This window comes from Micromonospora sp. WMMD998, from assembly GCF_029581235.1.
Lineage (GTDB): Bacteria > Actinomycetota > Actinomycetes > Mycobacteriales > Micromonosporaceae > Micromonospora.
Genome location: NZ_CP120740.1, coordinates 5,458,100 through 5,477,118, shown reverse-complemented (window position 1 = coordinate 5,477,118; position 19,019 = coordinate 5,458,100). Strand labels below are relative to the sequence as shown.

16 protein-coding genes and 1 pseudogene are annotated in these 19,019 nt (G+C 76.1%); 6 read left to right on the top strand and 11 right to left on the bottom strand.

Going from position 1 to position 19,019, the window contains the following annotated elements; translation table 11 throughout:
• Positions 1-2: 2 nt before the first annotated feature.
• Complete coding sequence (locus O7619_RS24675; RefSeq protein WP_282283686.1) at positions 3-380, bottom strand: helix-turn-helix domain-containing protein; 378 nt, start codon at positions 378-380, stop codon at positions 3-5.
• Between the two features lie 216 nt (positions 381-596).
• Here O7619_RS24675 and metF point away from each other — a divergent pair, with 216 nt between their 5' ends.
• Together metF and O7619_RS24665 are read left to right on the top strand one after the other, a co-directional pair.
• The gene (gene metF / locus O7619_RS24670; RefSeq protein WP_282283684.1) at positions 597-1,514 is read left to right on the top strand and encodes a methylenetetrahydrofolate reductase [NAD(P)H]; all 918 of its coding nucleotides are present in this window, start codon (positions 597-599) and stop codon (positions 1,512-1,514) included.
• Between the two features lie 44 nt (positions 1,515-1,558).
• Entirely contained in the window at positions 1,559-2,248 is a 690-nt protein-coding gene (locus tag O7619_RS24665; RefSeq protein WP_282283683.1) for a CDP-alcohol phosphatidyltransferase family protein, read from the top strand.
• Positions 2,249-2,313: 65 nt separating this feature from the next.
• Here O7619_RS24665 and crtI read toward each other — a convergent pair whose 3' ends face one another.
• From crtI to O7619_RS24615, 10 genes are all read right to left on the bottom strand, one after another.
• Complete coding sequence (gene crtI, locus O7619_RS24660) at positions 2,314-3,801, bottom strand: phytoene desaturase family protein (protein ID WP_282283681.1); 1,488 nt, start codon at positions 3,799-3,801, stop codon at positions 2,314-2,316.
• A gap of 12 nt (positions 3,802-3,813) precedes the next feature.
• A complete protein-coding gene (locus O7619_RS24655; protein WP_282283680.1) occupies positions 3,814-4,941 on the bottom strand; it encodes a glycosyltransferase family 2 protein in 1,128 nt (375 codons plus the stop codon).
• The gene (locus O7619_RS24650; RefSeq protein WP_282283679.1) at positions 4,938-5,780 is read right to left on the bottom strand and encodes a carotenoid biosynthesis protein; all 843 of its coding nucleotides are present in this window, start codon (positions 5,778-5,780) and stop codon (positions 4,938-4,940) included. The genes O7619_RS24655 and O7619_RS24650 overlap by 4 nt, the downstream gene beginning before the upstream one ends.
• Complete coding sequence (locus tag O7619_RS24645) at positions 5,777-6,331, bottom strand: GNAT family N-acetyltransferase (RefSeq protein ID WP_282283678.1); 555 nt, start codon at positions 6,329-6,331, stop codon at positions 5,777-5,779. The genes O7619_RS24650 and O7619_RS24645 overlap by 4 nt, the downstream gene beginning before the upstream one ends.
• Positions 6,328-7,059 (bottom strand): monooxygenase, encoded by a 732-nt coding sequence (locus O7619_RS24640; protein ID WP_282283677.1) that lies wholly within the window; start codon positions 7,057-7,059, stop codon positions 6,328-6,330. The genes O7619_RS24645 and O7619_RS24640 overlap by 4 nt, the downstream gene beginning before the upstream one ends.
• Complete coding sequence (locus O7619_RS24635; RefSeq protein WP_282283675.1) at positions 7,056-7,544, bottom strand: YbaK/EbsC family protein; 489 nt, start codon at positions 7,542-7,544, stop codon at positions 7,056-7,058. Before O7619_RS24635 ends, O7619_RS24640 begins: the two co-directional genes overlap by 4 nt.
• A 106-nt stretch (positions 7,545-7,650) precedes the next feature.
• On the bottom strand, positions 7,651-8,367 hold the full coding sequence (locus O7619_RS24630; RefSeq protein WP_282283674.1) for a TetR/AcrR family transcriptional regulator C-terminal domain-containing protein: 717 nt from the start codon (positions 8,365-8,367) through the stop codon (positions 7,651-7,653).
• A 36-nt stretch (positions 8,368-8,403) separates the two neighbouring features.
• Positions 8,404-9,210 carry an FAD:protein FMN transferase gene (locus O7619_RS24625; RefSeq protein WP_282283673.1) on the bottom strand — a complete coding sequence of 269 codons (807 nt, stop codon included), beginning with the start codon at positions 9,208-9,210 and terminating at the stop codon, positions 8,404-8,406.
• Positions 9,207-9,725 carry an FMN-binding protein gene (locus O7619_RS24620; protein ID WP_282283672.1) on the bottom strand — a complete coding sequence of 173 codons (519 nt, stop codon included), beginning with the start codon at positions 9,723-9,725 and terminating at the stop codon, positions 9,207-9,209. The genes O7619_RS24625 and O7619_RS24620 overlap by 4 nt, the downstream gene beginning before the upstream one ends.
• A 20-nt stretch (positions 9,726-9,745) precedes the next feature.
• Entirely contained in the window at positions 9,746-11,176 is a 1,431-nt protein-coding gene (locus O7619_RS24615; RefSeq protein ID WP_282283670.1) for a ferredoxin reductase family protein, read from the bottom strand.
• 511 nt (positions 11,177-11,687) lie between these two features.
• Here O7619_RS24615 and O7619_RS24610 point away from each other — a divergent pair.
• The 4 genes and pseudogenes from O7619_RS24610 to O7619_RS24595 form a co-directional block, all read left to right on the top strand.
• A pseudogene (locus tag O7619_RS24610) lies at positions 11,688-12,101 on the top strand (SAV_6107 family HEPN domain-containing protein); the annotation flags it as partial.
• A 402-nt stretch (positions 12,102-12,503) separates the two neighbouring features.
• Positions 12,504-13,247 (top strand): hypothetical protein, encoded by a 744-nt coding sequence (locus tag O7619_RS24605; protein ID WP_282283669.1) that lies wholly within the window; start codon positions 12,504-12,506, stop codon positions 13,245-13,247.
• Positions 13,248-13,302: 55 nt separating this feature from the next.
• Positions 13,303-15,237 (top strand): DNA polymerase Y family protein, encoded by a 1,935-nt coding sequence (locus O7619_RS24600; protein ID WP_282283668.1) that lies wholly within the window; start codon positions 13,303-13,305, stop codon positions 15,235-15,237.
• Positions 15,238-15,594: 357 nt separating this feature from the next.
• Positions 15,595-18,975, top strand: a complete 3,381-nt coding sequence (locus tag O7619_RS24595) for an error-prone DNA polymerase (protein ID WP_282283667.1) — start codon at positions 15,595-15,597, stop codon at positions 18,973-18,975.
• Positions 18,976-19,019 lie beyond the last annotated feature (44 nt).

Sequence of the window (19,019 nt, the reverse complement as noted above, 5' to 3'; positions counted from 1 at the left end):
CGCTAGCCGGTCCCGGCCGGACGCGCCCCGTCGCCGCCCCGGCGCGCCGTCCGGCCCGGAACGGCCCGGACCCGGGCGGGACCGGTGGCCGGCCGGGCCGACCGACCGGCGTGCCCGCGGCGGAGGCGACGACTGCGTGCGGCGGCCTCGGTGATCAGCTCGACCGGCGTCCCGAGGACCAGCGCCAGCCAGCCGGACCAGAAATCACCGGGTAGCCGGAGCTGGCGCTCCCACCGCGATATCTCGTGCCGGGTGAGGGTGGGCACGCCGGAGGCGGCGCACAACTCTGCGGCGACCCGCTGCTGGCTCCAGCCGCGGGCGGCGCGTAGCTCGGCCAGGAGCGGCCCGAGCGGGCGGGCGACGGCAGGCGTGGACGACAACATCGGCCTCCGGGCGGGGACGCGGGCGGTGACGCCCGGCCGTGCGCGCCGGGGCGTCGCTGTCGTGGCGACCCCCGCGCGGGCCCCCCGGACCGGCCGCCGGCCGCCCCACCGCGCTGTCGTCGTTTCTACCCCGGGGGTACGACGTCCCGGCCGGACCGCTCGCGGGCTGGGAACGGCCTCGGCATGCCGGCCCGGTCCGGCTACAGTCGATTCGTGGCGCTCGGTCTTCCCTCGGTCCTCCCCAACTCGCAGCCGGCGATCGGGGAGTTGATCCGTGACGGGCGTCCGACCTTCTCGTTCGAGTTCTTCCCGCCGAAGACCGCCGCCGGGGAGAAGCTGCTCTGGCAGGCGATCCGGGAGCTGGAGCCGCTGCTTCCGTCGTTCGTCTCGATCACGTACGGCGCGGGTGGCTCGACCCGGGACACCACGGTCGCGGTGACCGAGCGGATCGCCACCGAGACCACCCTGCTGCCGATGGCGCACCTCACCGCGGTCAACCACTCGGTCGCCGAGCTGCGGCACGTGATCGGCCGGCTGGCGTCGGTCGGCGTCCGCAACGTGCTGGCCGTGCGGGGTGACCCGCCGGGCGACCCGGGCGGCGAGTGGATCACGCATCCCGAGGGCGTCCGCTACGCCGAGGACCTGGTCCGGCTGGTGCGTGACAGCGGGGACTTCAGCGTCGGGGTGGCCGCCTTCCCGTACAAGCATCCGCGCTCGCCGGACGTGGCAAGCGACACCGCGCACTTCGTCCGCAAGTGTCGGGCCGGCGCCGAGTTCGCGATCACCCAGATGTTCTTCGACGCCGACGACTACCTGCGGCTGCGGGACCGGGTCGCCGCCGCCGGCTGCGACACCCCGATCCTCGCCGGGGTGATGCCGGTGACCCAGATCGGCACCATCGCGCGCTCGGTGCAGCTCTCCGGCGCGCCGTTCCCGACCGCGCTCGCCGAGCGGTTCGAGCGGGTGGCCGACGACCCCGGGGCGGTCCACCGGCTCGGCGTCGAGCAGGCCGGCGAGATGTGCGCGAAGCTGCTGGACGAGGGCGTGCCCGGGATCCACTTCATCACGCTCAACCGGTCCACCGCGACCCGCGAGGTGTGGCAGCTCCTGCGGGCCGACGCGCGGGTGTGACCACCCGCCACACGACACCCGCGCCGCCCTTCTACGGTTGACCGGTGGTGGGCACACAGCTGAACTGGGACCAGTACGCGACCGCGTGGGCGCGGCTGCACGGTGGGTTCGATCCCCGGAGCGCCGCGCCTGTGGTGCGCGCCTGGCTGCGTTTCGCGTACCACGTGGGTTTCGTCCTGGGTCGGCTGCGGGTCGGCCCGACCGCGGTGACCGTGTTCGGGGTGCTGCTCTGCTTCTGCGTACCCCTGCTGGTGGGGCGGGCCGGCGACGGACCGTTCCTGGGCGCGTTGTTCGTGCTGCTGGCCGCCGTGGCGGACAGCGTCGACGGCGCGGTGGCGGTGGCGACCAATCGCACCACCCGGCTGGGTTACGTCTACGACTCGGTCGCCGACCGGCTCGGCGAAGTGGCGTGGCTGATCGCGTTCTGGCTGCTCGGCGCGCCGGGAGCGCTTGTCGTCGCGGCCGGCGGTCTGTCCTGGTTGCACGAGTACGTGCGGGCCCGGTCCGTGTCGGCGGGGATGCGGGAGATCGGCGCGGTGACCGTGGGGGAGCGGCCCACCCGGGTCTGCGTGGCCCTGGTCGGGCTGCTGGTCGCCGGGCTCACCGGGCTGATCGACGTCGACCTGACCGCCGGCACCGTCACGATGGCCACCACGGTGTGGGTGCTGCTCGCCGGCTTCGGCCTCGGCCAGTTGCTCTCCGCGGTCCGCCGCGCGCTCGTCGACGCCGGCTGACCCGCCCGGCGGAGTGTTAAGCGGGGGCCCCGCCTCTACCGAAAACGTTAAGCGGGGGCCCCTCCTTACCACCCGGGCCCGACGGCGTCGGCGACGATCTCCGCGGAGAGGGTCACCATGGGGAGGCCGCCACCGGGGTGGGTGGAGCCGCCGACCAGCCACAGGCCGGCGGCCGGGCCCCGGTTGGCCGGGCGCAGCAGCCCGCCCGCCGTGCCGTAGATCGCCCCGCCCGGCGCGCCGGTGGCCGCGTCCAGGTCGGCCGGGGTGCGGATCTCGGAGAACACGAGCCGGTCCCGCACGTCCACGCCGCGCCCGGCCAGCACGTCGAGGATCCGGTCCGCGTACGCCCCGGCCAGCCCCGGCCGCCGCCAGTCCACCGCGTCCGGGGCGGTGCCGTGCCGGGGCGCGTTGACGAGCACGAACCACGCCTCGTGCCCGTCCGGCCGGACCGCCGGGTCGTCGGCCACGGTGACGAACACGGTCGGGTCGGACGCCGGACGGGCCCGCACGCCGCGACCGGGGTCACCGAAGACGGCGTCGAACTCGGCGTCGTAGTCGCGGGGGAAGAAGACGTTGTGGTGGGCCAGCCCGGAGTCACCGCGTACGCCCAGCAGCAGCACGAAACCGGCCAGGCTGCGGTCGGTGAGCGCGGCCAGCCGGCGCGGGTCCGGCAGCAGATCCCGGTAGACGGTGAGCGCGTCGGTGTTGGCCACCACCACGTCGGCCGGGACCGGCGTGGTCGACCCGGCGACCCGTACCCCGTGCACCCGGCCGCCGGCGGCGTCGATCCGGGTGACCGCCGCGTCGGTGCGCACCACCACGCCGAGGTCGAGGCAGCGCGACAGCAGCGCGTCGGCGAGCGTGCCCAGCCCGCCGCGCAGATACCAGCCGCCGTACGCCAGTTCGGCGTAGGGGACGGCGACGAGCGCGGCCGGGGCGCGGCGCGGGTCCGCGCCGGTGTAGGTGGCGTACCTGTCGAGCAGCATCCGCAGCCGCGGGTCGGACAGGTGCTTGCGGCCCAGCCCGCGCAGCGTGCGGCCGGGGGCGATGGCGGCGAGGTCACCCAGCCGCCAGGCCAGCGCGGCCAGGTCGCGCGGCGAGTCCACGGTGCGGCGCAGGATGTCCCGGTGGGAGGCCGTCCACACCCGCTCCGCGCGGCGCCACAGCCGCCGCCAGTCGGCGGCGGAGCGGTCGTCGAACGCGGCGCCGATCCGGGCGGTGAACTCGTCCGGGTCGGCGCAGGAGTCCAGCGCGGGGCCGCCGCCGGGGAAGACGTGCCGCACGATCGGGTCCAGCGGCACCAGGTCGAGGTATTCGTCCAGTTTCGCGCCGGTGGCCTCGAACAGGTCGTGGAAGACCTGCGGCAGGGTGAGCAGGCTCGGCCCGGTGTCGAAGCGCCACGACCCCTCCGGGGTGTGGTGCGTGTACCGGCCGAGCTTGCCGCCGACCGTGCCGGCCCGTTCCAGGACGGTGACCTCGTGCCCGGTGACCGCGAGCCGGGCGGCGACGGCGAGGCCGCCCACGCCGGCGCCGATGACCACGATGCGCGCCATGGCGTGCCCCTCCTAGATGACTGGGCGACCCCGCCAGGTGAGCCGGCGTCGCTTCCGCAGATGGTACGACCGGACGGTCAGCCAACCGAGGACCACGACCGACACGGGGTGCGCCAGCGCGTCGGGCCAGGCCCGCCCGCCGGTGGCGCGGGCGCTGACCACCCGCCCGGCCACCCCGGCCAGGTAGGCCAGGAATGCCGCGCCGGCCACCGCCGGCGCGCCGGCCGCCAGCGCGGCCACGGCCAGCAGCGGCGGCGCGGTGTAGAGCAGGAGCAGCAGCGCCAGCACGACGGCCGCGGCGCCCGGGTGCCCGAACGTGGCCCACAGCGACTTGGTGTAGCCGTCGCGGAGCTGCGGCCAGTCGTCGTACATCCGGCAGGACGCCAGCCGGGAGCCGTCGGCCAGGGCGATCCGGCCGCCGGCCCGCTTCACCGCCCGGGCCAGCTCGATGTCCTCCAGCACCCGGTCGGCCACCGCCGCGTGCCCGCCGGCCCGCAGGTAGCCGGCCCGGTCCACGACCAGGAACTGCCCGCCCGCCGCCGCGAGGGACGGCCGCCGCGAGCGTTCCATCGCCCGCAGCGGCAGGAACGTCAGCCACAACCACTGCAACAGCGGCTGCACCAGCCGGTCCGCCGCCGTCCGCGCCACGATCCGGGGGTACGGCGACAGCAGCGTCACGCCCGCCGCGCGCAGCTCGGTCACCGCCGCCGCGACCGCGTACGGGGTGAGCACCACGTCGGCGTCGACGAAGGCCAGCACCGTCGGGGCCGGGTCGGTGCGGGTGGCGAGCTGCCAGCAGGCGTGCGGTTTGCCCAGCCAGCCGGGCGGTGGCGCGACGCCGGTGAGCAGGGTGACCCGCGGATCGGCGCCGGCCACCGCGCGGACCACCTCGGCGGTGCCGTCGCCGGAGCCGTCGTCGAGCACCACGATCCGCAGGTCCGGCACGCCGCGCTGGGCGAGCAGCGCGCGCAGGCACGGGGTGACCCGGTCGGCCTCGTCACGCAGCGGCAGCAGCACCGCCACCGCCTCGGTCACCTCGGCCGGGCCGGCGGCGGGGCGGCGCAGCCAGGCGACCGCGTTGACGAGGGTGTGCCCGGTGAGCGCGGCGACGGCCACCACGAGCGCGAGAGCGGCCGTCATGCCGGCGCGTCGACCCGGGGCGGGGGAGCGTCGGCGCCGGCGCGGTCGCGGCGACCGCGCCACAGCACCACCGCCAGCGGCACCGCGGCCACCGCCATCCCGGCCGCGCCCCACAGCGCGGACGCGGGCAGCCGGAGGAAGACCGCGTGCGCCAGCACGCTTGAGGCGTACGTCCAGAGGTAGAGCGCGAACATCGGGGCGTCGCGGCGGTCGACCCGGTCGACGGACGGCCCGGCGAGCGGGCGCAGCGCGGCGGCCAGCAGCACCGCGAAGCCCAGCCAGCCGAGGTAGTTGCTGACCGGGATGCCGGGCAACCCGGGCAGCGCCGGGCCGCCGCCGAGCCAGGTCCAGTACCCCTCGGCCACCATCTGCGGGTCGAGGAACAGATCCCACGCCGCCAACCCCACCGCCGCGAGCGCAAGGCGGGGCCCCCGCTTAACGCCTGCGGTAGAGGCGGGGCCCCCTTTTAACACCTGGGTGATCCGGACCGCGGTGAGCCACGCCGGCCACGCCATCCACGTCCACGCCAGCGGGATGATCAGCGGCACGCCGGCCAGCTTCGGGCCCAGCTCGCCGGAGTAGTCGTAGCTGCCGAACGGGAACCCGGTCGCCACGCCGAGCGCCTCGACCGCGAACCCGCCGCCGGTGGCGACCGCGACGAGCGCGGCGGCGGCCCGGGCGCCACGGGTGAGCAGCGCGTGGCCGACCGAGAGCAGCCAGCCGAGCAGCACGGTGGCCACGGTCAGCCCGGCCCGGGTGGCGCCGCCGGTGAGCGGGTAGCAGATCTGGGCGAGGACCAGCACCGCCAGCAGCGCCCAGGGCAGCCGGGCGTGCCTCATGTCCCGTCCGGCGCGGGCAGCGGCAGGTCCCGGCCGAGCACGCCGAACGGCCGCTCGTCACCGGGGAAGTGGAAGTGACGCAGCACGTCGACGAAGCCGAACCGGCGGTAGAGCCGCCAGGCCCGGGACGTTTGCTCGTCCGCCTCCGGGGTGGACAGCAGCGTGGTGTCGCCCTCGGCCATGGTGAGCAGCGCCCGGAGCTGGCGGGCGCCCAGGCCGTGCCCCTGCGCCGGCGGGCGGACGTGCAGTTCGACCACCTCGAACGGGTGGCCCAGCCAGCGCTGCCGGGCCTCCGCCTTCAACGCCCGGTGCACCTGGTCGTGCCACCACTGGCCGGTGGCGCCGAGATAGCCGTACCCGAAGCCGGCCAGGTGCCCCTCCGAGGTGAGGCTGGCGACGGCGCGGAACCCGGGCCGCCGGGCGTGGGTGGCGATGTAGCCGCGCCGGGCCTCCAACAGGTCGGCACGGTAACCCATCGCCTCGCCGTAGACGGCCACCACGTCGTCCAGCCGCCGGACCAGGTCGTCCGGCGTCCAGCGCACCAGCCTCATGCGTTCCCTCTCGCCGAGTCGGGGTCGCCCTCGGCGGCGACCCAGCCGAGCACCGTACGGTCGCCGACCACGTCGCCCACCGCGAACCGCGCAAACAGTTCCTCCGCGTACCAGCCCTCGGTGGGGGTGCGGGTGATCGCGGCGCGGTGCTCGGGGGAACGGTACGCGAACGCGACCAGGTCCGTCGGATCACGCCACACGCTCACCGTGCCCTGCCAGCCCAGCGGCGCCTCGCCGACACCCAACCGGGCGAGCAGGCCGGGCGCGGCGTGCAGTTCGGCGGCGACCGGCGGGATCGCCCGCCAGAACGTGGCCGCCCGGCGGGGCCGCAGCCGGGCCCGGGTCAGGGCCAGGACCGGCCCGGTGACCCGCCCGCCGGTCGGCGTGCCGAACGGCTCCTGACCGGACCACCGGCCCCGGCTGGTCAGCGGGCGCAGGTCCAACCGGACGGCGGCGCGGGCGATCCGGGCCCAGGAGCGGGCGACCGGGGAGGCGTCGAAGCCGGCCGCCGCGGCGGGCGAGTCCCAGACCACGAGCGCGGCCCAGCGGGTCAGGTCGGCGTCGCCCGGCCCGAAGCCGGTGCCGGTCCCGGTGCCGAGCAGCTTGGCGAAGCGCACGCCGGGCACCCGGCGCAGCCGCGCCGGGTGGGTCGCCATCCGGGCCAGCGCCCCGGGCAGGGCCCGGCGGGGTACGCGCCACACGTGCAGCGTGACCAGGTCGGGGTTCACGCCACCTCGGCCGGGGCGCCGCCGGTGATCCGCAGCAGCTCCGCGTACGTGGTGGGGAACACCGCCTGCGGTACGCCGCCGGCCGCCCACACCTCGGCGTACCCGGCGAGGGCGGTGTCGACGACGGTGCGCAACGGGCCGGGGTGGCCGACCGGGGCGACCCCGCCGATCACCTGCCCGGTGTGCCGCTTGACGAAGTCCGGGCTGGCCCGGCGCAGATGGGTCACGCCCAGCGTGGCGGCCAGGCCGGCGGTGTCCACCCGGTGCGCGCCGGAGGTGAGCACGAGCAGTGGCGCGTCGTCGGCGTCGAAGACAAGCGAGTTGGCGATGGCGCCGACGTCGACGCCGAGCGCCCCGGCCGCCGCGGCAGCGGTGTGCACCGCCTCCGGCAGCAGACGAACGACGCTGGCGTCGCCGGACCCGTCCCGCGCCCCCGCCCCGTCGAGCGCCGACTGCACCGCCCGCACATTCGGATGTGGCTGCATGCCCCCCATTCTCCCCCCACCCTCCCCCGCCCCCGTGCCGGCCTCCGGCCGGCGATCATGAAGTTGTTGTCAGCGGCATCGGCGTGTCGTGGCAACAACTTCATGATCAACGAGGTGGGCGGGTGGTGATGAGGGCTTCGATGCCGTCGAGGATGCGGGTCAGGCCGAAGTCCAGGGTGGGGATGGGGGTGGGGGTGGGGGGGTCGGTTAGGGCGGCGGCCAGGGCGGGGAAGCGGGTCTCGCGACCGCGTACCAGGGCGGCGAACGCCGCCTCCCGGCCGGAGTCGGGTGGCAGGCCGGCCAGGTTGCGGGCGTGCCCGACCAGCAGCGTCGCCACGTCGAGCCGCTCGTGGGCGGTGAGCCCGGTGCCGGCGAGCGCGGCGACGACGCGTTCCACCCAGGACAGCTCGTTCGGCCCGGGCAGCCGGGCGCCCACGGCCGCCGCCTGGGCCCAGGGGTGCCGGCGGAACCGGTCGACCAGCCGCCGGGTCCAGTCGTCGAGCTGCGCGCGCCACCCGGCGTCCGCGCCCGGGCCGGCGGGAACCGGTGGCGGTGGCGACTCGCCCAGCGCCTCGTCAAGCATCAGGGCGACCAGTTCGGCCCGGCCCGGCACGTAGCGGTAGAGCGCCATCTTGGTGACGTTCAGCGTCTCGGCGACCCGCTGCATGGTCAGCCCGTCGAGCCCCTCGGCGTCGGCGACGGCGATGCCGGCGCGGGCCACGACGGCCGGCGACAGGGTGGGGCGCGGTCCCCGCCGAGGCCCGGCCGGCGCGCCCCAGAGCAGCTCGAACAGCCGTTTCTTGTCCACCTCACCGGCCCGCACGGTCGCCCTCCCCGCCGGCGGCACCCGGTCCGCCCGCTAGCGGAGAAGATACGGCCCGCGGGAGTGGGCGCCGGGCCAGCCCGGGGTGGCCCGGACCCGGCCGTCGGCGGTCACCAGCAGGGCCGCGTACCCGTCCAGGGTGGCCAGCCAGTCCGGCGCGTCCGCGCCGCCGGCGACGGCCGCGGTCGCGTACACGTCGGCCCAGAGCAGGTCCGGGCCGACCACGGTGACCGACCGGACGGCCCCGGCCGGCCGACCCGCGCGCGGGTCGGTGATGTGCGTGCCACGCCGCGCGGTGCCGGAGGTGGCGACCGCGCCGCCGGTCCGCTCGACCACGTCGAGCATCCGCTCCGGCCGGTCCGGGTCCTCGATGCCGACCCGCCAGGCCGGCCGGCCCGGCGCGGCCCGCAGCAGCACGTCCCCGCCCGCGTTGAGGCACAGGTCGTGACCGTCCAGGTCGGTCAGGTGCCGGGCGGCCCGCTCCACCGCCCAGCCCTTGACCAGGCCGGACGGGTCGAATCCGAGGCCACCGAGCGGCAGCGGCAGCCGGCGGGCGTCGAACCGTCCGCCGGTACGCGCGCGGGCCGTCTCGCAGAGCCCGGCCACCTCGCGCACCAGCGGGTCGGCGGTGGCCGTCGGGCCGGGCGGCGCGCCCCGGAGGCGGCCCAGCACGCTGTCCGGCCGGTACGTGCTGAACACCGCGTCGACGGCGCGCAGCTCGGCGAAGACCCGGGCCACCCGTTCCTCGACCGCCCGGGTACGCACCCGCGGGCCGCGCAGGTGCACGCTCACCGGCAGCCCCATCACCTGCTCCACCCAGGCCCGCCGGCCCGGCCCGCTCACCGCAGGTGCGCCGCGTCGATGGCGGACTGGAGCGACTCCCGGTAGCCGTCGCTGGTGACGGTGGCGCCGGAGACGCTGTCGATCCGGGCGCTCTGCGCGGCCAGGGCCTCCTGCCGCAGGATCGGCACCGCGTAGTCGTTGATCTCCCGGTCCCGCCGGTTGCCGTCGGGCACCTGGACGGCCGTCACGTCGGTGATCTTCCCGCCGGAGACGGCGATCCGCACCTGCACCGGCCCCCACCGGGTCTGCGCCACCGCCCCGGTCGCCGTGCCGCTGCCGCTGTCGGTGCCGCCGCCCGTGCTGCCGCTGTCGGTGCTGCCGCTGTCGGGGCCGGCACCGCTGCCGGCCGGGTCGGTGCCGCCGCCGTCCGTGCCGCTCCACGAGCTGCCGCCCGGGTCGCCGCCGGTGGCGACCGCGCTGGTCTCCCCGCCCGCGCCCATGGTGCTGGTCCGGTAGCTGAACAGCAGCACCAGCGCGGTCACGGTGGACAGCAACCAGATGGTGATCCGTCGCACGGATCCTCCCTTCGCGCCCGTCACCAGGCGAAGCGTTCGTGATGGACGTGCGCGTCGGGCACCCCGGCCGCGCGGGTCGCGGCGCGGACGGCGTCGACCCAGCCGTCCGGCCCGCAGAGGAAGACGTCGTGCCCGGCCACGCCGGGGGAGAGCCGGCGCAGCGCCTCGGCGTCGGTCAGCCCCTCGGCGTACGCGGGCAGCCAGGACGGTTGCGACGCCCGCGGGCCGACCAGGTGGTGCACGACCACCCCGCGCTCGGCGGCCAGCCGGTCCAGCTCGTCGCGGAAGGCCAGGTCCTCGCCGGTACGCGCGCGGTAGGCGAGCACCGCCTGACCGGGCGCGTACGGCAGCTCCCAGAGCAACGCCAGCAGCGGGGTGAGGCCGACACCGCAGGCCAGCATGGTGAGCCCGCCGCCGCGCCAGCGCTGCCCGGTGAGCCGCCCGTACGGCCCCTCGACCAGCACCCGGGTGCCGGGACGCAGGGCGGCCACCCGGGCACTGTCGTCGCCCAGGTCCTTGACCGTGATCCGCATCAGGTCCCCGTGCGGCGGCGCGGACAACGAGTACGGGTGCGCCCGCGACCAGCCGGGACCGTCCAGGAACCGCCAGAGCAGGAACTGCCCGGCCCGTACCGGCAGCCGGTGCAGGTCCCGCCCACGCAGCCAGACCGAGGTGATCCCGGGCGCCTCGGGCACCACCGCGGCCACCTCGATCCGGTGCCGCAGCGAGCGCCAGGCCGGCACGCCGAGCCGCCAGATCAGCACGCTGGCCAGGGCCAGCAGGTAGACCGTCCACCAGTAGGCGCGGGCGAGCGGCGAGGCGAGGAAGTCGGCGCCGGTCCAGAGCTGGTGCGGCAGCGCCAGCGCGATCCCCAGGTAGGCGTAGAGGTGCAGCAGGTGCCAGGACTCGTAGCGCAGCCGCCGCCGGGCCGCGCGGACCGAGGTCACCACGACCAGCGTCAGCAGGGCCAGCGCCGCGGTGGCCAGCAGCATCCCGGGGTACGTGCGGACCAGATCCCAGGTCTCGGCGAGCACCCCCCGACGGGCGGTGCCGGCGTACCCGAGGACGGTCAGCAGCACGTGCGCCAGGAGCAGGTGGAACGAGGTGAAGCCGGCGAGCCGGTGCCAGCGGGCGATCCGGTCCTGGCCGAAGCGACGCTCGATCAGCGGCACCCGGGCCATCAGCACCACCTGGACCAGCATCAGGTCGGCGCTGACCAGACCGGCGAGCCGGCCGAGCGAGGTGAGCCCGGTGGCCGCGCCGGCCAGCAGCTCCTGCACCCCGCGGTCGGCGGTCCACAGGGCGGTGACGACCAGCAGGCTGAGCACCGCGAGGCTGCCGGCGACGTCGGCCCACCAGGCGGGCGCGGCCGGCGGGACGCGACGCACGGCCAGTCCGCCGGCCAGGCCGGCGGTCACCGGAAGGTCTTTTCGGTACGGCGGGACGCTCACGGGGTAAACCGTGGGCCGGCGAGTTCCGGTTCTCCTTTGCCGGGGCTGTGCCCCGGCTGAGAATCGCGCCCCCACCCGGCGTGTCTCCGCCGCGTCACACGTTGCGTTTTTGTCGGCGGGGAGGTGTACTGTCAGGGCAGTTAGAACGAGTGTTCGATTCGGTCGCGATTGATCCAGTCCCCGCGCGATCGGGTCGCACACCGGCAGCAAGCTCCGGAAGCGGTGTTTCGCGGCACCGGCTTCCGGAAGGTGCGGCTCCGCGGGCCGCACCGGGCTTCGGACGTCGCGAGTCCGAGCCCATCTGGCAGGTCGTCGCCCGCCGCCCACGACCCCCGGGCGGCGGGCGACGGACCCGCCGGCACGCCGGCCGGGCGTGGGTGTGGGGAAGCGTCCACACCCGGCCGGCCGCCGACACCGGTGCGTCTTCCTCCGCACCGACCGCTCCGGGCGACCGGGCGACGGTTCCCCGTCGCGCGACCGCCCGCCCCGGCCACACGCGGAGGAGAGACCCATGCCGACCAGTCCGGCCCAGGCACCCACGGTGCCCGCGCACGTGCTGCCGCACCGCACCCCCGCTCAACTGCTCGTGGTGGCCCGCGACGGGTTGGCCGAGGCCGCCCGCACCCGCCCCGACGGCCTCCGGTACGCCGCCGCCCACCTCGCGGCGCTGCGCGCCGCCGCCGCCGTGCTCGCCGCCCGCGCCCGCCCCGCGCCGACCCGGCGCAACCGGGTCACCAGTGTCTGGGTGCTGCTCGCCACCGTCGCCCCCGAGCTGGACGAGTGGGCCGCCCTCTTCGCCGCCGGCGCGAGCAAACGGGCCGCCGCCGAGGCCGGCATCCCCCGGGTGGTCACCGCCCGGGAGGCCGACGACCTGCTCCGCGCCGCCGAACAGTTCGTGACCGTGGTGGAGTCCGCGCTCGGCCTGGCGCACCAACCGGCGCTCGACGGCCTGCACCGGCCCCTGCGGCTCGACGGGTCCGACGTCACGCCGCGTTCTGGTTCGGCTGCCGTGCCGCGCCCCGGTTCGGCTGTGCCGCGCTCCGGTTCGGCTGTGCCGCGCTCCGGTTCGGCCGTGCCGCGCTCTGGTTCGGCCGCCGTGCCGCGTCGCGGGACGGCAGCCGCCTGAGTCGTGGCGCCCGGCCGCCATCGGCGGGACCCGGGTGGCCGGGCGCCGCTTTCCACGGCACGCGCGTGCCGACCGCAGATCCACCGCATCACACGATCCGCAGCACTACTGATCCACAGCACTACTGATCCACAGCACTACTGATCCACAGCGCCACCCACGGGCCGGGCCCGGGGCAGAACACGACGGGGGGTTGGTCCGATGGCGGGCCGCATGGTGGTCGGTTCCGCCGCCCTGGCCGGGCTGGTGCGTCCGGCGAGCACGCCCGACCCGGCCGGCGGCCACCGGGTGCTTCCCGTCCGGGCCGAGCTGACCGGGTTGCTGCCCAACCGCGGGCTGCGGCGCGGCAGCACCGTCGCGGTCGGTGTCGGCCGGCCCCGGCACAGCGGCGCCACCTCGCTGATCCTCGCGCTGCTCGCCGAGGCGTCCCGGGCCGGCTCGTGGTGCGCCGTGGTCGGCGTACCCACCTTCGGGGCCGGCGCGGCGGCGGAGGCCGGGATCGCGCTGGACCGGCTCGCCCTCGTGCCCGATCCGGGGCCGGAGTGGCCCACCGTCGTGGCCGCGCTCATCGACGGGATCGACGTGGTGGTCACCGCCGTGCCGACCACGGTCTCCGCCTCGGTCTCCGCCCGGCTGGCCGCCCGGGCCCGGCAGCGGGGCAGCGTGCTGGTCCCGTACGGCCGGTGGGACGGCGCGGACGTGACGCTCCAGGTGGTTCGCGGCGTCTGGCAGGGGCTCGGGTCGGGCCGCGGTCGGCTGCGCCGCCGCGAGGTGACCGTCTCGGCCCGCGGCCGGGGCGCCGCCGCCCGGCCCAAGGAGATCAAGGTGTGGCTGCCCGGCGACGAGCTGACCCGGGTGATCCCGCGCGCGACCGGGCTCGCCGTCCCACCCGCCGTTCCGGCCCGCCGGCTGCGCGTGGTGACCCCCGTGGGCGGTTCGACATGAGCGCGGGGAGTGAGCCGGGTTGGCGGGCTCCGCAGGCGCGAGCTGAGGCGAGCCCGTGAGCGGCGGCCCACCGCGTGCCCTGCTGCTCTGGTGCCCGGACTGGCCCGTCCTGGCCGCCGAGATCGTCGACGGGGTGCCCGCCACCGACCCGGTCGTGGTGCTGCACGCCAACCGGGTGGTCGCCTGTTCCGAGCGGGCCCGGGCCGAGGGGATCCGGCGCGGGCTGCGTCGGCGGGAGGCGCAGGGGCGCTGCCCCCGGCTCACCGTCGTCGACCACGACCCCGGCCGGGACGCGCGGGCGTTCGAGCCGGTGGTGGCCGCCGTCGAGGAGGTGGTCGCCGGGGTCGAGGTGATCCGGCCCGGCGCGTGCGCCACCGCCGCCCGGGGGCCGAGCCGCTACCTCGGCGGCGAGGAGGCGGCGGCCGAGCGGATCGTCGAGCATGTGGCCCAGAGTTGCGCGGTGGAGAGCCAGGTCGGCATCGCCGACGGGGTCTTCGCGGCCGGGCTGGCGGCCCGCGAGGGGCGGATCGTGCCCGTCGGCGGCACCGCGGAGTTCCTGGCCGGCCGTCCGGTCGAGGCGCTCGGCCGGTCCGCCCTGGCCGACCTGCTGCGCCGGCTCGGCGTACGCACCCTCGGTGACTTCGCCGCGCTGCCCGCCGGGGACGTGCTGGCCCGGTTCGGTTTCGACGGGGCGCTGGCCCACCGGCTCGCCGCGGGGCGGGACGACCGGCCGCTGGCCGTCCGGCAGCCACCCGCCGACCTGACCGTCACCGCCGAGTACGACGAGCCGATCGACCGGGTCGACGCCGCCGCGTTCGCCGCCCGGACGCTGGCCGAGAGCCTGCACGAGCGGCTGGCCGCGTACGGGCTGGCCTGCACCCGACTCGGCATCGAGGCGGTCACCGCGCACGGCCAGGAACTGCACCGGGTGTGGCGGCACGACGGCCTGCTCACCGCGGCGGCCATCGCCGACCGGGTCCGCTGGCAGCTCGACGGCTGGCTCTCCGGCAGCAACGGTCGGGGCGGGGCCCGCCCGACCCGGCCGACCGCCGGCGTCATCCGGCTGCGGCTGGTGCCGGACGGCGTGCTCGCCCAGGCCGGCCTGCAACCCGGCCTGTGGGGTGAGACCGGCGCGGAGCGGGAACGGGCGCACCGCGCGTTGAACCGGGTGCAGGGCATCCTCGGCCCCGAGGCGGTGGTCACCGCCGTCCTCGGCGGCGGGCGCTCCCCGGCCGACCAGGTGCGCCTGGTCCCGTGGGGCGACGAGCGGGTGCCCGCCCGCCCCGGCCCACCACCGTTGCCGGCCCTCCCGCCGCCGTCGCATCACACCGCCACCGGTCCAGGGCAGACCCCGGGCGTCACCTCACCCGTCCCGCCCGTCGTGCCAGCTCCAGGCGTTGCGCCAGCCCTCAGCGTGTCTGGGTCGTCTGCCACGTCGGGGTCGTCTGTCGTGTCGGTCCGGGCTCCGGGTTTCGTGCCGGTTCCGTCCGTCGGTCCGGTTCCGGCTGGTGCTTCGTCGGTCGTGCCGGCTGCGTCTGTTGCTTCGCCCGTTGTGCCGGTTCCGGCTGCCGAGTCAGCCCTCGCGCCGGTCGGTTCCGCCGATTCGGCCCGGACGGGTGTGCGGGCCGGTCGCCGGGCTGGCCGGGCCAGGGCAGTGCCCGAGCCGCCGTGGCCGGGTCGGATCCCGCCGCCGGCACCGGCCGTGGTCCTGCCCATCCCGTTGCCGGCCGAGGTGCACGACGCGGTGGGGGAACCGATCGTGGTGAGCGCCCGACTGGCGGTCAGCGCGGCGCCGGCCCGGCTGACCGTGGGCACCGGCCGGCCGGCCGAGATCGCCGGATGGGCCGGTCCGTGGCCGGTGGACGAGCGCTGGTGGGCGCCGGCCGAGGCTCGCCGCCGGGCCCGGTTCCAGGTCTGCCTGGCCGACGGCACAGCCCTGCTGCTCGCGGTCGAGGGCGGGCAGTGGCTGGTGGAGGCCGTCTATGACTGAGCGGAGTGCCTTGGCGCCGCGGTCTGCCCACCTGCCGCGCCGGCTTCCCTCCGACGGAGACTACAAACTTGATGGCGTAAACGACTCGCCGCGGCAAAATGCTGTGGTTGCCGTCGTTGCCGTCGTTGCCGTCGTTGCCGTCGTTGCCGTCGTTGCCGTCGTTGCCGTCGTTGCCGCCGCCGCCGTCGTTGCCGTCGTTGCCGCCGCCGCCGTCGTGATCCATCCGCGTCATCAAGTTTGTAGGCAACCGCAGGCCGACCTTCGCCCGATCGGCAGGGAAGATCTTGGAAGCTCGTGGCCCCTCTGGGGGCCGAAATCTTCCAAGATCTCGGCGGGTGCTGGGTGGGGGAGCGCGGCGTGAGCTTCCACAATCCGCGGATGCCCTGGTCGAAGCTGGAGCAGGTGCTCTCCGGGCGGGCCGACGGCGGGCGGGCCGACGGCGGGGGGGCCAAGGGCGAGCGCCACCTGCACGTGGTCGACCCGCTCGCGGTCGACGCCGACGGCGGTGACTCGCCGGCCTGGAGCCGCAAGCGCCAGGAATACCGGCCGCCGGAGCTGGACCGCCCGGACGGCGCGGTGCCCTACGCGGAACTGCACGCCCACTCCAACTTCAGCTTCCTCGACGGGGCCAGCCATCCCGAGGAGATGGCCGAGGAGGCCGCCCGGCTGGGGCTCACCGCGCTCGCCGTCACCGACCACGACGGCTTCTACGGCGTGGTGCGCTTCGCCGAGGCGGCCCGCGCGCTGCGGCTACCGACGATCTTCGGGGCGGAGCTGTCCCTCGGGCTGCCCGGCCCGCAGAACGGCGAGCCCGACCCGCTCGGCCGGCACCTGCTGGTGCTCGCGCACGGGCACGAGGGGTACGCGCGTCTCGCCGCCACCGTCTCCCGGGCCCAGCTCCGCGGCGGGGAGAAGGGCCGCCCGGTCTACGGCGAGCTGGAGCAGATCGCCGAGGAGTTGCGGGACCACGTGCTGGTGCTCACCGGCTGCCGCAAGGGGCACGTGCCCGCCGCGCTGCTCACCGAGGGCGTCGACGCGGCGGCCCGGGAGCTGGACCGGCTCACCGCGCTGTTCGGCGCGGAGACGGTGGCGGTGGAACTGACCGACCACGGCCACCCGGTGGACGCCGACCGCAACGACGCGCTCGCCGACCTGGCCACCGCGGCCGGGCTGCCCACGGTGGCCACCAACAACGTGCACTACGCCACGCCGGGCCGGCGGCGGCTGGCCACCACCGTGGCCGCGGTCCGGGCCCGACGCAGCCTCGACGAGATCGACGGGTGGCTGCCCGCCGCGGCTACCGCCCACCTGCGTAGCGGCGCGGAGATGGCGGCGCGGTTCGCCGCGTACCCGGGTGCGGTGGCGCGGGCCGCCGAGTTCGGCGCGGAACTCGCGTTCGACCTGCACCTGGTCGCGCCGCGGTTGCCGGCGTACCCGGTGCCGGCCGGGCACACCGAGATGAGCTGGCTGCGCCGGCTGACCATGGACGGCGCCCGGGAGCGCTACGGCCCGCCGCAGGCGCACCCGGAGGCGTACGCGCAACTGGAGCACGAGCTGCGGATGATCGACGAGCTGGGCTTCCCCGGCTACTTCCTGGTGGTCTACGACATCGTCATGTTCTGCCGCGAGCAGGACATCTACTGCCAGGGCCGGGGGTCGGCGGCCAACTCGGCGGTCTGTTACGCGCTGCGCATCACCAACGTGGACGCGGTCCGGCACCGGCTGCTGTTCGAGCGCTTCCTCGCCCCGGAACGGGACGGACCGCCCGACATCGACGTGGACATCGAGTCCGACCGCCGGGAGGAGGTGATCCAACACGTGTACGCCCGCTACGGGCGGGAGCACACCGCCCAGGTCGCCAACGTCATCTCCTACCGGCCGCGGTCGGCGGTGCGGGACGTGGCGAAGGCGTTCGGTTTCTCCCCCGGCCAGCAGGACGCCTGGAGCAAACAGATCGACAGGTGGGGCTCGGTCGCCGCGGTCGACGTGGCGGACATCCCCGAGCAGGTGGTCGCGTACGCCAACGAGTTGCAGACGTTTCCCCGGCACCTGGGCATCCACTCCGGCGGCATGGTGATCTGCGACCGGCCGGTGATCGAGGTCTGCCCGGTGGAGTGGGGCCGGATGCCCGGCCGCAGCGTGCTCCAGTGGGACAAGGACGACTGCGCCGCCGTCGGCCTGGTCAAGTTCGACCTGCTCGGCCTCGGCATGCTGTCGGCGCTGCACTACGGCTACGACCTGATCGGGGCCAGCCTGGACCTGGGCGGGATGACGCTCGACGACCCCGAGGTCTACGACATGCTCTGCCGGGCCGACTCGGTGGGGGTGTTCCAGGTGGAGAGCCGGGCCCAGATGGCCACCCTGCCCCGGCTCAGGCCCCGCGAGTTCTACGACCTGGTGGTGGAGGTGGCGCTGATCCGTCCCGGCCCGATCCAGGGCGGCTCGGTGCACCCGTACATCAGGCGCAAGAACGGCCAGGAGCCGGTGACGTACGCGCACCCGCTGATGCGCAACGCGCTGGAGAAGACGCTCGGCGTGCCGCTGTTCCAGGAGCAGCTCATGCAGCTCGCCATCGACCTGGCCGGGTTCGACGCGGCCGGGGCCGACCAGTTGCGCCGGGCCATGGGGGCGAAACGCTCGGTGGAGCGGATGGCGCAGATCGCCGACCGGCTCTACGCCGGGATGGCCGAGCGGGGCATCACCGGCGAGCTGGCCGACGACGTCTACCGCAAGCTCACCGCGTTCGCCAGCTACGGCTTCCCGGAGAGCCACGCGATGAGCTTCGCCTACCTGGTCTACGCCAGCTCGTGGCTCAAGCGCTACCACCCGGGCCCGTTCCTGGCCGCGCTGCTCAACGCCCAGCCGATGGGCTTCTACTCACCGCAGACGCTCGCCGACGACGCCCGCCGGCACGGGGTGGAGGTGCGCCGGCCGGACATCAACGCCAGCGGCGCCAAGGCGGTGCTGGAGTCCACCCCCGCGACCCGGTGGGGCAGCGTGCCGGGCGAGCCGCCGCACGCCTGGGGGCTGGGCGGCCCGGCGGTCCGGCTCGGGCTGGGCAGCGTCCGTACCCTCGGCGAGGAGACGGCCGAGCGGATCGAGGCGGAGCGGGCGGCGCACGGGCCGTACCGGGACATGCCGGACCTGGCCCGCCGCGTCGGTCTCACCGCGGCGCACCTGGAGGCGCTGGCCACCGCGGACGCCTTCGCCGGTTTCGGGCTGACCCGGCGGCAGGCCCTCTGGGCCGCCGGCGCGGCGGCCCAGGACCGGCCCGGCCGGCTGCCCGGCACGGTGACCGGCGCGGACCCGCCCACCCTGCCCGGCATGGCGGCGGTGGACCGGCTGGTCGCCGACGTCTGGGCCACCGGCCTGTCCCCGGAGAGCCACCCGGCCCGGTTCATCCGGGACCGGCTCGACGCGCTGGGCGCGGTGCCGATCGCCCGGCTCGGCCAGGTGCCGCCGGGGCAGCGGATCCGGGTCGGCGGGATCGTCACCCACCGGCAGCGGCCGGCGACCGCCGGTGGGGTCACGTTCCTCAACCTGGAGGACGAGACCGGCATGCTCAACGTCACGTGTTCGCCGGGGCTGTGGCAGCGCTACCGTCGAATCGCCCGCACCAGCGGAGCACTCGTGGTGCGGGGTCGGTTGCAGCGGCACGAGGGCGTCACGAACCTCACCGCGGACCGGCTGGACGCGATCGAGCCGCCCGTCACGCCGGCGTCCCGGGATTTCCGTTGACCGTAGTGATCCACATTACGGTTTCCCGGGGCCGGACGCGGGAG